Source organism: Paraburkholderia caribensis (genome assembly GCF_002902945.1).
In the GTDB taxonomy this organism is placed as follows: domain Bacteria; phylum Pseudomonadota; class Gammaproteobacteria; order Burkholderiales; family Burkholderiaceae; genus Paraburkholderia; species Paraburkholderia caribensis.
This window is the reverse complement of sequence record NZ_CP026102.1, coordinates 1006556-1019550: the sequence shown is the minus strand read 5'-3', so window position 1 is coordinate 1019550 and position 12995 is coordinate 1006556. Positions and strand designations below refer to the sequence as shown.

Genomic DNA, 12995 nt, shown 5'->3' with positions numbered 1-12995 from the left:
GACGGCGCGGCTGCGTCGCTACGAGGAACCGCTAGATGAGGAGCAGCAGAGTAGCGCTCGAAGAAAGGGTGTGCAACGTAACCAGCTTGACGCAAGCATGCGTCAGGCCGACGCACGCACTCCGTGCGCAGAGATGAGCTTGCATGCATGCGCCGGCAGCCCTGCCAGCACCGGCACGCCGGGCGCGAGACCCGGCACTTCGCGCGGGGTGGTCGCGGCAGTCAACGTGAAGCCTGCGCATTCGATGGTGGCTTCGAGCGAGGCGCCGACGTCGCGAATGAACCGCACCGTGCCCCGGACGCAATTCGCATCATGCACGGCCTGATCGGCGCCCAGTTGAATATGCACGTCTTCCGGCCGGATCAGAAGACGAATGTCGCCGGATGCGACGGACGTCGGCGCCGGGTTCGCGACGACGATCTGCTGCCCGCCCGGCAGACGCACTTTCCCGCTCTCGTCGTTTGTGACGGGCAAGATATTGCCAAGGCCAATGAAGTCGGCCACGAATTCGCTGACGGGGTCGCGGTAAATATCGAGTGGCTTGCCCACCTGCGCAATACGGCCTTTCTCCATCACGACGATGAGGTCGGCCATGGTCATCGCTTCGCGCTGATCGTGCGTGACCATGATCGTCGTGATGCCCAGACGCTGTTGCAGCAGACGAATTTCAATCTGCATCGCCTCGCGCAGCTTTGCATCCAGCGCCGACAGTGGCTCGTCGAGCAACAGCAGCTTGGGGGACGTCGCAATCGCGCGAGCAATCGCCACGCGCTGCCGCTGGCCGCCCGAAAGTTGCGTCACGGCACGCCCGGCCATATGCGGCAACTGGATCATGTCGAGCAGTTCGGCGACCCGCCTCGCCTGCTCGCTCTTGCCCGTCTTGCGTAATTTGAGCGGATACGCAATGTTCTCCGCCACGGTCATATGCGGGAACAATGCGAGCGACTGAAACACCATGCCGAAATCTCGCCGGTTCGCGCTCAGGTGCGTGATATTGCGACCGGCGAACATCACCGCCCCCGACGTTGGCTGTTCGAGGCCGGCGATCATCCGCAACAGCGTGGTCTTGCCGCAGCCCGACGGTCCGAGAAAGCACACCAGCTTGCCTTCGGGAATCGCGAGGTCGACGTTGTCGACCGCATGCGCGGCGCCGAAACGTTTCGTGACGGCCTGCAGCGTGAGATGAGTCATGACAGTTTCCAGTCGGTTTCGCGGCAAGGCGCGATGATGCGGGATTGCAGCAGCGCAATCACAGCGCAATCCCTTTGTCGCCCACCAGTTTTTCGAGCAGCCAGATCAGCGCAAAATCGATTGCGACGACGAACACCGCGAATGAAAACACGGTCGGATCGAGCGAAGACACCGTACGGCTATACAGCCATACGGGAAGTGTCATCGTGTCGATGCCATACAGAAAGAACGTCACCGTGAATTCGTTGAACGAGATGATGAACGCGAACAGCATGCCGGCGAGAATGCCGGGCCGCATCAGCGGCAACACGACATCGACGAGCGCGCGTCGCGGACTCGCGCCCATCACGTAAGCGGCCTCTTCGAACTCCGGCCCGATCGACGCCACCGACGCCGCGCAGTTCTTCACCGTGAACGGCAACGCGAGAATCACGTGAGCGATGATCAGCCGGAACACGCCGAGTTCGACGGGCAGAACGTTGAACACCAGCAGCAGCGACAGCCCGAGCATGACGAGCGGATAGACGAGCGGCAGCGCGACCAGTTGTTCGACGAGCCGTTTGCCGCGAAAACGGTAGCGGCTCAGCGCGTACGCGGCGGGCACGGACACGAGCGTCGCAACGATCATCGTCGACACCGCGACGAGCAGACTCGTTCCGAGCGCCGCGCCCATCGACAGCGCATCGCTTGCGTCGGGCGAAACAAAGGTGTGCCACGCCGCTCGATACCACCGCAAGCTGTACGCATGCGGCGGAAATTCAAGCGTGTCGGCTGCGCTGAACGACATCGCGATCATCGTCAGAATGGGGAGCGCCGCCAGAAACAGCACGATGGCAGCCGCCAGGGCGGCGACCTTCCCAAGCCGGCCCGGCATCGTCGAGGACGGCCTCAGCGCGCCCAGCGGCCGGCGAGGCAACACACCTTGCGTACTCATCAGGTAGAACCCTCCAGACGCCGCATGCGGCGCAGCAGCCATTGAGACAGCGCCATCAACGCAAGCGTGGCGACCATCAGTACGACGCCCGATGCCGACGCCGCAGGCCAGTTCAACAGCGGCGAAACCTGGTCGTGCACCAGCACCGCGAGCATCGGGACGCGTCGTCCGCCCAGCAACAGCGGCACCGCGAACGCACTCGCGTTATAGGCAAAGACGAGCAGCGCGCCGGAGACGATGCCGGGCATCGCGAGCGGCAGCACGACATCACGCATGGTTTGCCAGCGGGTCGCGCCGAGCGTCGCCGCAGCCTCTTCATACGAAACGGAAATCGCGCGCATCGCGCTCGACATCGGCAGCACGGCCAGCGGAAACGCCGTCTGGATCAGACCGAGCAGCACGCCATGTTCGCGATAGAGCCACATGACGGGACGCGACACAAGGCCGCTGCCGAGCAACGCATGGTTGAGCAATCCGGCGGGGCCGAGGATCACGAGCCACCCATAACCCTGCAACAGCAGATTCACCAGCAGCGGCAGCAGCACGCCCGCGAGCAGCAGGCGTCGCACAAGGCGTGATTCGGTGCGCGCCATTGCAAGCGCAACGGGAATGGCGAGCAGCACCGCACACACCATGCTTTGAAAAGCGAGCCGCAATGTCAGCCACAGCGACTTGACGAAATAGCTGTCGGCGAGTTCGACATAGTTATGCAGCGTATACGCACGCCATTCGTTGCCTGACACGCCGAAACTCATTCGCACCACGACCAGCGCGGCCGCGGCAAGCACGGCGAGAAACACGAGAATCGGCGCCAGCAGCAGCCACGGCCTCGCGCGCGCCGACGCGCTGCCGGCACCGCTCGCGGCGTGCCCGTCGGGCACGCCCGTCGATCCCGCCGGCGCGACGTCAGCGCGCCCGCGCCGCGAAAAGAGCGCGGGCATGCCGTTCATGCCGAGAAGATTTCCGTGTAACGCTTGATCCACGCGGGCTGCACCGCCGCGAGCGCCTTGTCGTCGTGCAGCACCGCTTTTTCGGCGATCTGCTTCGGGCTCGGCACATAGGCGCGGCTCTCGGCGGGAATCGCGGCCTTCGAGTTGACCGGGCCGTTCAGGACGTCAGCGGCCATCCGGCCCTGCACGCCCGCATCGAGCGAATGGTTGATGAATGCGTGGATCAGGTCGGCATCGCCCGGGTGTGACTTCGGAATGACGGTGAACATCAGTTGCGTCGCGAAGCCTTCCTTCATCCCGTAGGTCACGCCCATCTTGTACTCGGGCTTGCGGATCTGATCGGGGAAGAACGCGGGTGAATAAATCCCGCCGATATCGAGCGAACCGGTGCGAAACAGATCGGCAACCTGATTCGGGTTTTCACCGAGCGTCATCACATGATCTTTCAGCAGCGCAAGCTTCTTGAAACCCGGCTCGATGTTCTGTTGCGAGCCGCCTGCGAGCTTCGCGGCGATGATCGCGAGATCGACTGCCTCGGCCCACTCCGGCGGCGGCAGGAACACGCGCCCCGCGTATTTCGGGTCCCACAGCGCTTCGTACGAGTCGGGCGGCGTCTTCACCGTCGACGTGTTGTAGATCAGGCCGTCCGACCAGAGCAGATAACCGACGCCGAAGCCGTTCGCGCCCGTGCGGTATTGCGGCGCCACGTCTTTCAGGTTCGGCAGCTTGTCGAGATCCGGCTTGACGAGCAGGCCCGCATCGCCGAGCCCGGACGCGCCGACGCCTGCCAGCGTGATCACGTCGTAGGTGGGGCGATCGCCCGCCGCCTTGACCTTCGCGACCATGCCGGACGTTCCGTCGGCGCGGTCGGCGATCACTTTCGCGCCGGTCTTCGCGGTGAAGGTCGCGGCAATGTTGCGCAGCGCGGCCGTGCCCGTATCGTCAGACCATGTGAGCAGACGCAGGGTCTTTCCGGAGAAATTCTGTTGCTGCTGGGCGCGCACGTTGATGAACGGCATCGGCAACGTCGAAGCCGCGAGTGCCGCGCCGATCGTCTTGATTGCCTGCCTTCTGCCCCGTTTGATGTCTTGCATGACGATCTCCTGATGAACAATCGGTGTCCACTGCCTGTCTCACGTGAACCTGCGGCACGGTGCGAAGGCGTTGCGCGACAACCGACTGTAGGTTTGCCAATATCACGCAACAAGCGAAATATGCGCATGCGCATCATGTCGAAAACTCATGCGCGCGAGGCGTGCAGGCGGCCTTCCTTCACGCAGGAGAGCGTCATTCAATACCCGCTACATACCCCACCTCAGCGACGGCGTGTGTACTGCGCTATCCCAATGTCTTAGCATTTCGTCGTTCATCACGCACAACGTAATCGACGCGCCCGCCATTTCAAGCGAAGTCGTCAGCGAATCGACCTGCACGCGCGCAATCTTCAGGTCACGCTGCTGCAGCCACAAGCGGGTGGAATTGAACAACAGATAGAGTTCGCCGAGCGGCGTGCCGCCCAATCCGTTGATCAGCACCAGCAGTTCGGCACCCGCCGGCGGCTTGAGATCCGCGACAATGGCCGTCAGCAGCTCGCCCGCAATTGCGTCGGCCGCGGCGAAACGCGCGCGCCGGCGCCCCGGCTCGCCATGGATGCCGACGCCAACTTCGATTTCATCGTCGCCGATCTTGAACGTGAGCGTGCCCGCCGCCGGCACGGTGCAACTGGAGAACGCGACGCCCATCGACGCCGTATGCTTGTTGATCCGGTCACCGAACGCCTTGCATTGTTCGAGGTCCGCGCCGCTTTCTGCAAGACTTCCCACCAGCTTTTCGACGATCACGGCGCCCGCCACGCCGCGCCGCCCCGTCGTGTAGCTGGAATTTTCGACGGCGACGTCGTCGTTGATCAGCACCATGGCATTGGGCAGCTCCGACATCTCCGACGCCATTTCGAAGTTCATCAGATCGCCCGAATAGTTCTTGACGATGAACAGCGTGCCCGCGCCCGTATCGACGGCTTGCGCGGCAGCCATCATCTGGTCGGGCGTCGGCGACGTGAAGACCTGGCCGGGACACGCGGCGTCCAGCATGCCATAGCCGACAAAGCCGATGTGCAGCGGCTCGTGCCCCGACCCGCCGCCCGAGATCAACGCGACCTTGCCCGGCTTGAGCGTCTTGCGCCGCACGAACACCGGTTCCTGATTGAGCACGACGAGATCGCTGTGCGCGGCGCCGAATCCCGCGAGGCTCTCGACCAGAAAGTCGTCGACGTGATTGATGAATTTCTTCATGGTCTGCGCTCCTTCTACGCTCTGTCTTGCGCGAGCCGCGCACATACGGCGTCGATCATCAACTGGCTCGATCGCGCGCCGGGATCGATGTGGCCTCGCGAGCGTTCGCCGAGAAACGATGCGCGCCCCTTGGTCGCGAGCATGTCGCGCGTCGCGAGCATGCTCTGCTCCGCGACTCCCGGCAGGGTGTCGAGCACGGCTTCGGGCGAAGCGTCGCTGTCCGCCAGTTCCGCCAGGCGCGACGCCACGGGAATCAGCACGTCCATCATCGTCTTGCTGCCGAGACCAGCCTTGCCGCGCTGCGCAACGGCATCGACACCCGCGGCGAAGATGCGCGCCGCGTCCTGTACGCTGGCGACGTCCCCGCTCTCACCCGAGGCTTTCGCCATGCCGTGCAACAGCGAATAGAACAGCGGCCCCGACGACCCGCCCACCGTCGACAGCAGTTTCGACGCGGCGAGATTCAGCGCCGGAGCGAATGCTTCCGCTTCGATATCGGCACGCAGGCCGAGCAGCGCATCGGCGCCGCGCAACAGGTTGAAGATGTGATCGCCGTCGCCGATCTGCTGATCGAGCGCGGCGATCTCCTCAGTGTGTTCCTTTAGCGTGGCATGCGCAGCCTCGATGCACGCCATGACCGTTTTGCCGTTCATGCCGGAATCCTCCTGCCGTCGGAACGAAAATAAAGAAGGCTGCGCGGCGGCAGTGACACGCCGACCGTTTGCCCTGGCGTGAAGTTGCGTTCCGTCATCGTGGTCGCGACGATCGCGGTGCCTTCGCGGTCGAGAATCAGCAGATGCCGAAGCGGCGAATATTCGAGCACCCGAAGGTTCAGCGCGTCGCGCGCATCGGTGCCGTGCAGCACGATGTCTTCCGGGCGGATCGCGACAGTCGACGTGCCCGCCGGCATCGCCGCCGGATCGAACAGCGCGGACGGCAGCAGGTTGATGGGCGGCGAGCCGAGACGTTGCGCCGCGCTGAGCGACGCCGGGTTGCCATAGACTTCACGCGGCGTGCCCATCTGAACGATGCGACCGTGTTCGAGAATGCCGATGCGATCCGCGAGCGTCGTTGCTTCGACCTGGTCGTGCGTGACGTAGATGATCGTTGCGCCGATGGAGCGATGCAGCCGCTTCAATTCGATGCGCAATTCCTCGCGCAGCTTGGCATCGAGCGACGACAGCGGCTCGTCCATCAGAAACACTTTGGGCTCGCGCACCAGCGCGCGGCCAATCGCCACCCGCTGCATCTCGCCGCCTGACAGATGCGTCGCCATGTTGGCGAGTTTCGACTCGATGTGCAGCATCTGCGCGACCGACCGCACGCGCGCGCTGACTTCCGCCTCGCTCGTGCGGCGCCGCGGCGAGCGCAACGGAAACGCCAGATTGCCGAACACCGTCAGATGCGGATAGAGCGAATACTGCTGAAAAATGAAGGCGACGTCGCGGTCTGCGGGATGCATGTCCGTGGCCGCCTCGCCGTCGATGAATATCTCGCCTTCGTCGGGCCGTTCGAGGCCCGCAATGAGCCGCAATGTGGTCGTCTTGCCTGCGCCGCTCGGTCCGAGCAACACGACGAACTCGCCCTCGTTCACGTCGATCGACACGTCGTCCACCGCGACGATATCGCCGAACCGCTTCGTCACGTTGTGCAGGCGAATCTCAGACATAAGCGCCTCCGCTGCCGTTACCGCTACCGTTAAAGGCCATCTGGCGTGCCGCGCCGGGCAGCAGACTGCCGCTCTCCGCGTCGTACAACAGTGTGCGTTCCTTGTGAAACGACAGCCCGACCTGCGAACCCGCCGCGCGCCCCTCGTCCTTGCCGACCCGCACGCGCACGATGCCGAGCGCCGTCTCGACCACCAGAATCTGATGCGAACCGAGATATTCGTCGGCGATCACACGCCCGCGCAACGCGCCGCGATCGTCTATCACGACGTGCTCGGGCCGCACGCCCACCAGCGCCTTCGCGGCCGATGCGTCGGTACGCGGCACGGCCACGGCCGCACCGCCAAGCGAGACCTGTTCCGCGCCTGCCGGAACGCCGCCGTCCACCGCGAGGAAATTCATCGGGGGGCTGCCAATGAAGCTGCCGACGAACACGGTCGCAGGAAAGTGGTAGATCTCATGCGGCGAGGCGGACTGCAGCACTTCGCCGCGATTCATCACGACGATGTCGTCGGCCATGGCCATCGCTTCGCTCTGGTCGTGCGTGACGTAGACGGTGGTCGCCGTGAGCGCGTTATGCAGCTTGCGCAACTCGAGGCACATCAGTTCGCGGAAGTCCGCGTCGAGCGTGCCGAGCGGTTCGTCCATCAGAAAGGCCTTCGGATGGCGCACGATGGCGCGTCCCAAGGCAACGCGCTGACGGTCGCCACCCGACAGGCCGCCCGTCTTTCGATCCAGCAGATGCTGGATGCGCAGCATGCGCGCGGCCGTGTCGACGCGCGCCGCTATTTCGCTGCGCGAGATGCCCTCGTTCTTCAGCGGAAAAGCGATGTTGTTGCGCACGGTCATATGCGGATAGAGCGCGAACATCTGGAACACGAATGCAATGTCGCGCTGACGGGCTCTCAGCGCCGTGACGTCTTCGCCGTCGATCAGGATCTGACCCGACGTAGGCAGTTCGAGTCCGGCGATCATCCGCAACGTGGTCGTCTTGCCGCAGCCGGACGGTCCGAGCAGCACCACGAAACGGCCGTTGCCGACCGTGAGATTCGTATCGTGCACGGCCGTGAATTCGCCGAAGCGCTTGTGGAGATTGGAGAGAACGATCGTCGACATGGCTCAGTCCGGGAAGTGGCTGGTCACGACAAAGGCCAGCGCGCCCACCAGAATCACGGGAAACGACCACGTATAGAGGCCGACGGTGAACGGTTGAACGAGCATGGCAATGCCCAGACCAATGAGTGCTGTCGATGCGCCTTCCCAGTAGCGTCTGCGAAGGAAGCGCCGGCGCGGCGTGGCAGGTAGGGCTTTCATTTGCGCACCGCTCCAAAAGTGATGCCGCGCAATAGATGCTTGCGCAGCACGACGGTGAAAATGAGGATCGGCAGCACGAACAGCGTGGTGGCGGCCGCCACGGCCGGCCAGTCCTGACCACCCTCGCCGATGATGAACGGAATGAACGGCGGCATCGTCTGCGCGTCGCCGCTGGTCAGCAATAGCGCGAACGCGTACTCGTTCCACGCGAAGATCAGGCAGAAGATCGCAGTGGCGGCAATGCCCGTGATCGCCTGCGGCAGCACCACCTTGATGAAAGCCTGCATACGGGTGTAGCCGTCCACGAGCGCGGCCTCTTCGTATTCGCGCGGGATCTCGTCGATGAAACCCTTGAGCAGCCACACGGCCAGCGACACATTCACGGCCGTGTAGAGCACGATCATGCCCAGGTACGTGTCCGCGAGCCCGAGCGCGCGGTACATCAGGTAGATCGGGATCGCGACGGCGATGGGCGGCATCATCCGCGTCGACAGAATGAAGAACAGCAGATCGTCGGCGAGCGGCACCTTGAAGCGCGAGAACGCGTAGGCCGCGAGCGTGCCGAGAAACACCGCGAGAAACGTCGAGCCGAAGCCGATCACCAGTGAGTTGACGAAGCGCGGCAAGACCTTCGACGGTCCCGCAATCACCATGTTGCGCTTGCGCACATCGCGGTCGTACCAGGTCTGTGCAGGCGGCAGGCTCGCGATGAACTCCGGCGTCTGCCGCGAGCGGATCGTGAAGAGGTTCACGTAGCCTTCCATCGACGGCTGAAACATCACGACGGGCGGATAGGCAATCGCGTCCTCTTGCGTCTTGAAGCTCGTCAGAATGATCCACACGATCGGCAAGGTCGCAACGAGCGCGTACGCGATCACCACGACGGCGGCAAACGTCTTGCTGCGCGGCGTCGCAGCGACGACCGATTGTTGAAGGGCAAGGTCTGTCATCGCTGTTTCACCCTGTTGAGTGCCTTCACATAGATATTCGCGGCGCCGAATACGACGACGAACAGGATGATCGCTAGCGCGGACGAATAGCCCGTCTGCCACTTCTCGAACGCGGCGCGCTTGAGGGTGATCGACACGGTTTCCGTCACGGAGCCCGGGCCGCCCGACGTCAGCAGATTCACCATGTCGAACATCTTGAAGTTCTCGATGCCGCGAAACAGGACTGCGAGCATCAGGAACGGCAGCGTCATCGGCAGCGTGATCGACCAGAACTGCCGCCACGGCGAAGCGCGGTCCACTTCCGCTGCTTCGTAGATGTAGTCAGGAATCGAGCGCAGCCCGGCAAGACAGATCAGCATCACGTACGGCGTCCACATCCAGGTATCGACCATTACGATCGTCCATGGCGCAAGCGGCACGTCGCCGATCATCTGGAACGAACTGGGCGGAATGCCTGTGAAAAAGCTGACGATGTCGTTGAAGAGACCGGTTTGCGGCTGCAGCAGGAAGGTCCAGAAATTGCCGACCACGGCGGGCGACAACATCATCGGCAGCAGGATCAGCGTGGTCCAGAAACTATGGCCTCTGAACTGCCGGTTGATCAGCAGCGCGAGCCCGAACCCAAGCAGCACTTCCAGTCCGACCGACCAGAATACGAAGCGCGCGGTGACCTGCATCGCGTACCAGATGTCTTCGTCGGTCAGAATGTCCGTGTAGTTGTCGATGCCGACATTGCGCGCGGGCACGCTCGGCATGTTCGACTTGAAGTTCGTGAACGACAGCCGCAAAGCCCAGATCAACGGAAAGATGTTGATCGCGAGCAGCAATACGATGGTCGGAAGAATGAACAGCCACGCGATTGTCCTGTCGGACAGCCCGCGCTGGCGCGCAGCCGCGCGCGGCGGCCGTTTCGCCTGCAACCCTTCCGGCGCAAAAGGCTTGTTTGCCAACATGCCGACTCCTTTTCGCGGATTAGCTGGGATGACCCGCCCGCTAATCCGCGAGCCGAGATACCTTGATCGCTAACGCGCCTCTACTTTCCTTCCGCCTTGAAGACCTTGTTCCAGTCCTTGACCAGCAGATCGAGTGCTTCTTTTGCGGTGCCTTTATCGGCAACCACATAATCGTGCACGCGCTTTTGCATATCGAGCAGCAACTCTGCGTAGGCCGGCTCCGCCCAGAAGTCCTTGACGATCGACATCGACTTCAGGAACGCGGGTGCGAACGGTGCGCTCTTCGGAAAGTCCGGTGCATCCACGACCGACTTCGCCGCCGAATAGCCGCCGAGTTGCCACCATTTCTTCTGCACGTCGGCTTGTGCGAACCATTTGATGTATTCGAGCGCGTCCGCCTTATGATCCGAGTACGACACCACGGAGATGCCCTGCCCGCCGAGTTGCGTGAACTGCTTCGTTTCCTTTGGATTGACGAAGAAGCCGATTTTGTCGCCGCCGACATTCGGGTCCTTGTACAGCCCCGGGAAGAACGCGAACCAGTTCATCTGCATGGCAACCTGACCGGACTTGAATGCATCGAGTCCTTCCTGCATGTACGCGTTCGTCATGCCCGGTGCCGTGCAGCATTTGTACAGTGCCTTATAGAATTCCAGCCCCTTGATGGCGCCGGGTGAGTTCACAAAGCCGTCGAGGTGATAGGGCTTCTTGGGGTCCTGGTACTCGAAGCCGAAGTTGTAGAGCATGTTCGTCACACCCATCGTGATACCTTCCGAGCCGCGCTCCGTAAAGATATACACGCCGTACACCGTCTTTCCATCAATCTTGCGTCCCTGGAAAAACTCGGCGGTTTGCTTGAGTTCGTCCATCGTGGTTGGCGGTTCGAGTTCGCGTTTGTATTTCTGCTTGAACTCGGCACGCAGTTCAGGTCTTGCAAACCAGTCTTTCCGATAGGTCCAGCCCACTGCGTCCGCCATGGCAGGCAAGGCCCAGTAGTTCGGCGTGTTCTTCGGCCATTCTGCGTAGCCGACCACGGTTGCCGGCACGAAGTCATCCATGGAGATCTTGTTCTTCGCGAAGAAGTCATTCAGCTTCACGTAGTGCCCATTCACGGCGGCGCCGCCAATCCACTGGCTGTCGCCGATGATCAGATCGCACAGTTTGCCGTGCGAATTGAGTTCATTGAGGAAGCGGTCCGCGTAGCTCGTCCATGGCACGAACTCGAACTTCATTGCAATGCCGGTTTTGGCCGTGAAGTCTTTCGATAACTCAACGAGTGCATTGGCGGGGTCCCAGGCCGCCCAGCACAATGTCAATTGCTTGCCCTGGGCGTGCGCCGTCGATCCCAGGCAAAGTCCCAATGATGCGAGGACGGCCGCGACTACCCTTGCTGACGTAAGACGTAACATTTGTCTTCTCCTTGTCTTTCTCGGGTCTCCAACCTGATGACAGACAGCGTCCATGCGCCGGACGCCGTATTCGGGCTCTGGCGGATTCACAAAGCAGTCCGCGTGTCGCGAGCGTCAGGCATGCGCATTCTCACGAAGATAAATCCGGGTTTCGGGCGTCGGGATGTTGAGCACGCCCCGCACGTCGTTAAGAAAATTGATGGCCGCGAGGCCCGCCCAATGGACGATGCCGCGCACGTCCTGATCGAGGATCACGTCGATTGCGCGCTCGGACAATTGCACCCGCGTCTCGGCGGTACATTCGTGGCCGATCAGAACGACGCGCGCCTTGTCGCCGGATTCCTGCAATGCGGACGCAATGCCGGAAATGCCGCCGCCCGTCACATACACGCCGACCAGATCCGGGTGTCCGGCCATCAGGCCTTGAACAGCAAGACCGGCACTGTCGTCGTCTTCGGCGAAATCAGGCTCCGTGACCCAGCGCAGGTTGCGAAAATCTTCTTCGAGAACCTGCGAGAAACCCGTGCGGCGCTCCAGCTGATCGTGCAACCGTGAAGACGCGGACAGCACCGCGACCGTACCAATGCGAGATCCGACGAACCGGCCCATCAGCAGCCCGGCCGTTCGTCCCGCGATGCGGTTGTCGACGCCGACGTAAGCCGCACGCGCACTCGACGGCAAATCGGAGAACACCGTGACGACGGGCATGTTCCCGTCGGTCATGTCCTGGATCATTCGCACGACCCACGGGTAATCGAGCGGCACGAGTACGAGTGCGTCGTAGTCGGTCAACTGCTGGGCGAAGGATGCAGCGTCTCGCTGGTTCGACAGGTCGCATCGATAAAACGACGGGACGATGCGATGCTCGCGAAAGAAGCTCGCCGACAGCGCGATATCGCGCTCGGCCTGATCGAGAAAACGGGAATTGATTTGCGGCAGAACGAATGCGACCCGAAACGACGTTGCTTTTGCCGGGCGACCACGACTTGCACGCTCGTCGCGCAATGTCGCGAGCGCGAGATGAACGCGTTCGGCTGTCTCCGGGCGCACGCCCTGGTCGTCGCGCAGCACACGATCGACCGTGGCGACGCTGACGCCGGCGCGACGCGCAATCATCATACGGGTAGCCGGCATGGGTCTCCTCAGTTGCCGAGCCAGGAATGATTTTGTTATTTGAAAATAGTTTTTCCGCCAAGGAATGCAAGGTTTTTTGTTGGCTTAAATGCGTCATTCTTGACGACATTTCTGAGTGAAGTACTTCGCGAATCCGTGCCGAATAGATCCGCTATTCACCCGACGATAAAGAACGGCGGCATAAGGAGAATCATTTGCGCCC

At 62.3% G+C, this 12995-nt stretch carries 13 protein-coding genes; all 13 read right to left on the bottom strand.

Features of this window, described 5'->3' with window-relative positions:
- Positions 1 to 102 precede the first annotated feature (102 nt).
- A complete protein-coding gene (locus tag C2L66_RS21095; RefSeq protein WP_060603219.1) occupies positions 103 to 1191 on the bottom strand; it encodes an ABC transporter ATP-binding protein in 1089 nt (362 codons plus the stop codon).
- Positions 1192 to 1249: 58 nt separating this feature from the next.
- Positions 1250 to 2125, bottom strand: coding sequence for an ABC transporter permease (locus tag C2L66_RS21090; protein WP_035996356.1), 876 nt, complete (start codon positions 2123 to 2125; stop codon positions 1250 to 1252).
- The gene (locus C2L66_RS21085; RefSeq protein WP_060603222.1) at positions 2125 to 3075 is read right to left on the bottom strand and encodes an ABC transporter permease; all 951 of its coding nucleotides are present in this window, start codon (positions 3073 to 3075) and stop codon (positions 2125 to 2127) included. The genes C2L66_RS21090 and C2L66_RS21085 overlap by 1 nt, the downstream gene beginning before the upstream one ends.
- Positions 3072 to 4169 (bottom strand): ABC transporter substrate-binding protein, encoded by a 1098-nt coding sequence (locus C2L66_RS21080; protein ID WP_060603225.1) that lies wholly within the window; start codon positions 4167 to 4169, stop codon positions 3072 to 3074. Before C2L66_RS21080 ends, C2L66_RS21085 begins: the two co-directional genes overlap by 4 nt.
- Positions 4170 to 4376: 207 nt before the next feature.
- Positions 4377 to 5366 carry a dihydroxyacetone kinase subunit DhaK gene (gene dhaK / locus C2L66_RS21075; protein WP_035996361.1) on the bottom strand — a complete coding sequence of 330 codons (990 nt, stop codon included), beginning with the start codon at positions 5364 to 5366 and terminating at the stop codon, positions 4377 to 4379.
- Positions 5367 to 5380: 14 nt separating this feature from the next.
- Positions 5381 to 6019 (bottom strand): dihydroxyacetone kinase subunit DhaL, encoded by a 639-nt coding sequence (gene dhaL, locus C2L66_RS21070; RefSeq protein ID WP_060603228.1) that lies wholly within the window; start codon positions 6017 to 6019, stop codon positions 5381 to 5383.
- Positions 6016 to 7035, bottom strand: coding sequence for an ABC transporter ATP-binding protein (locus C2L66_RS21065; RefSeq protein ID WP_054935238.1), 1020 nt, complete (start codon positions 7033 to 7035; stop codon positions 6016 to 6018). Before C2L66_RS21065 ends, dhaL begins: the two co-directional genes overlap by 4 nt.
- Positions 7028 to 8149, bottom strand: coding sequence for an ABC transporter ATP-binding protein (locus C2L66_RS21060; RefSeq protein WP_060603231.1), 1122 nt, complete (start codon positions 8147 to 8149; stop codon positions 7028 to 7030). Before C2L66_RS21060 ends, C2L66_RS21065 begins: the two co-directional genes overlap by 8 nt.
- Before the next feature lie 3 nt (positions 8150 to 8152).
- The gene (locus C2L66_RS21055) at positions 8153 to 8347 is read right to left on the bottom strand and encodes a hypothetical protein (protein WP_054935236.1); all 195 of its coding nucleotides are present in this window, start codon (positions 8345 to 8347) and stop codon (positions 8153 to 8155) included.
- On the bottom strand, positions 8344 to 9297 hold the full coding sequence (locus tag C2L66_RS21050) for a carbohydrate ABC transporter permease (RefSeq protein WP_054935235.1): 954 nt from the start codon (positions 9295 to 9297) through the stop codon (positions 8344 to 8346). Before C2L66_RS21050 ends, C2L66_RS21055 begins: the two co-directional genes overlap by 4 nt.
- The gene (locus C2L66_RS21045; RefSeq protein WP_054935234.1) at positions 9294 to 10250 is read right to left on the bottom strand and encodes a carbohydrate ABC transporter permease; all 957 of its coding nucleotides are present in this window, start codon (positions 10248 to 10250) and stop codon (positions 9294 to 9296) included. Before C2L66_RS21045 ends, C2L66_RS21050 begins: the two co-directional genes overlap by 4 nt.
- 80 nt (positions 10251 to 10330) lie before the next feature.
- Positions 10331 to 11659, bottom strand: a complete 1329-nt coding sequence (locus C2L66_RS21040) for an ABC transporter substrate-binding protein (protein WP_054935233.1) — start codon at positions 11657 to 11659, stop codon at positions 10331 to 10333.
- 114 nt (positions 11660 to 11773) lie between these two features.
- A complete protein-coding gene (locus tag C2L66_RS21035) occupies positions 11774 to 12793 on the bottom strand; it encodes a LacI family DNA-binding transcriptional regulator (protein ID WP_176055163.1) in 1020 nt (339 codons plus the stop codon).
- Positions 12794 to 12995 lie beyond the last annotated feature (202 nt).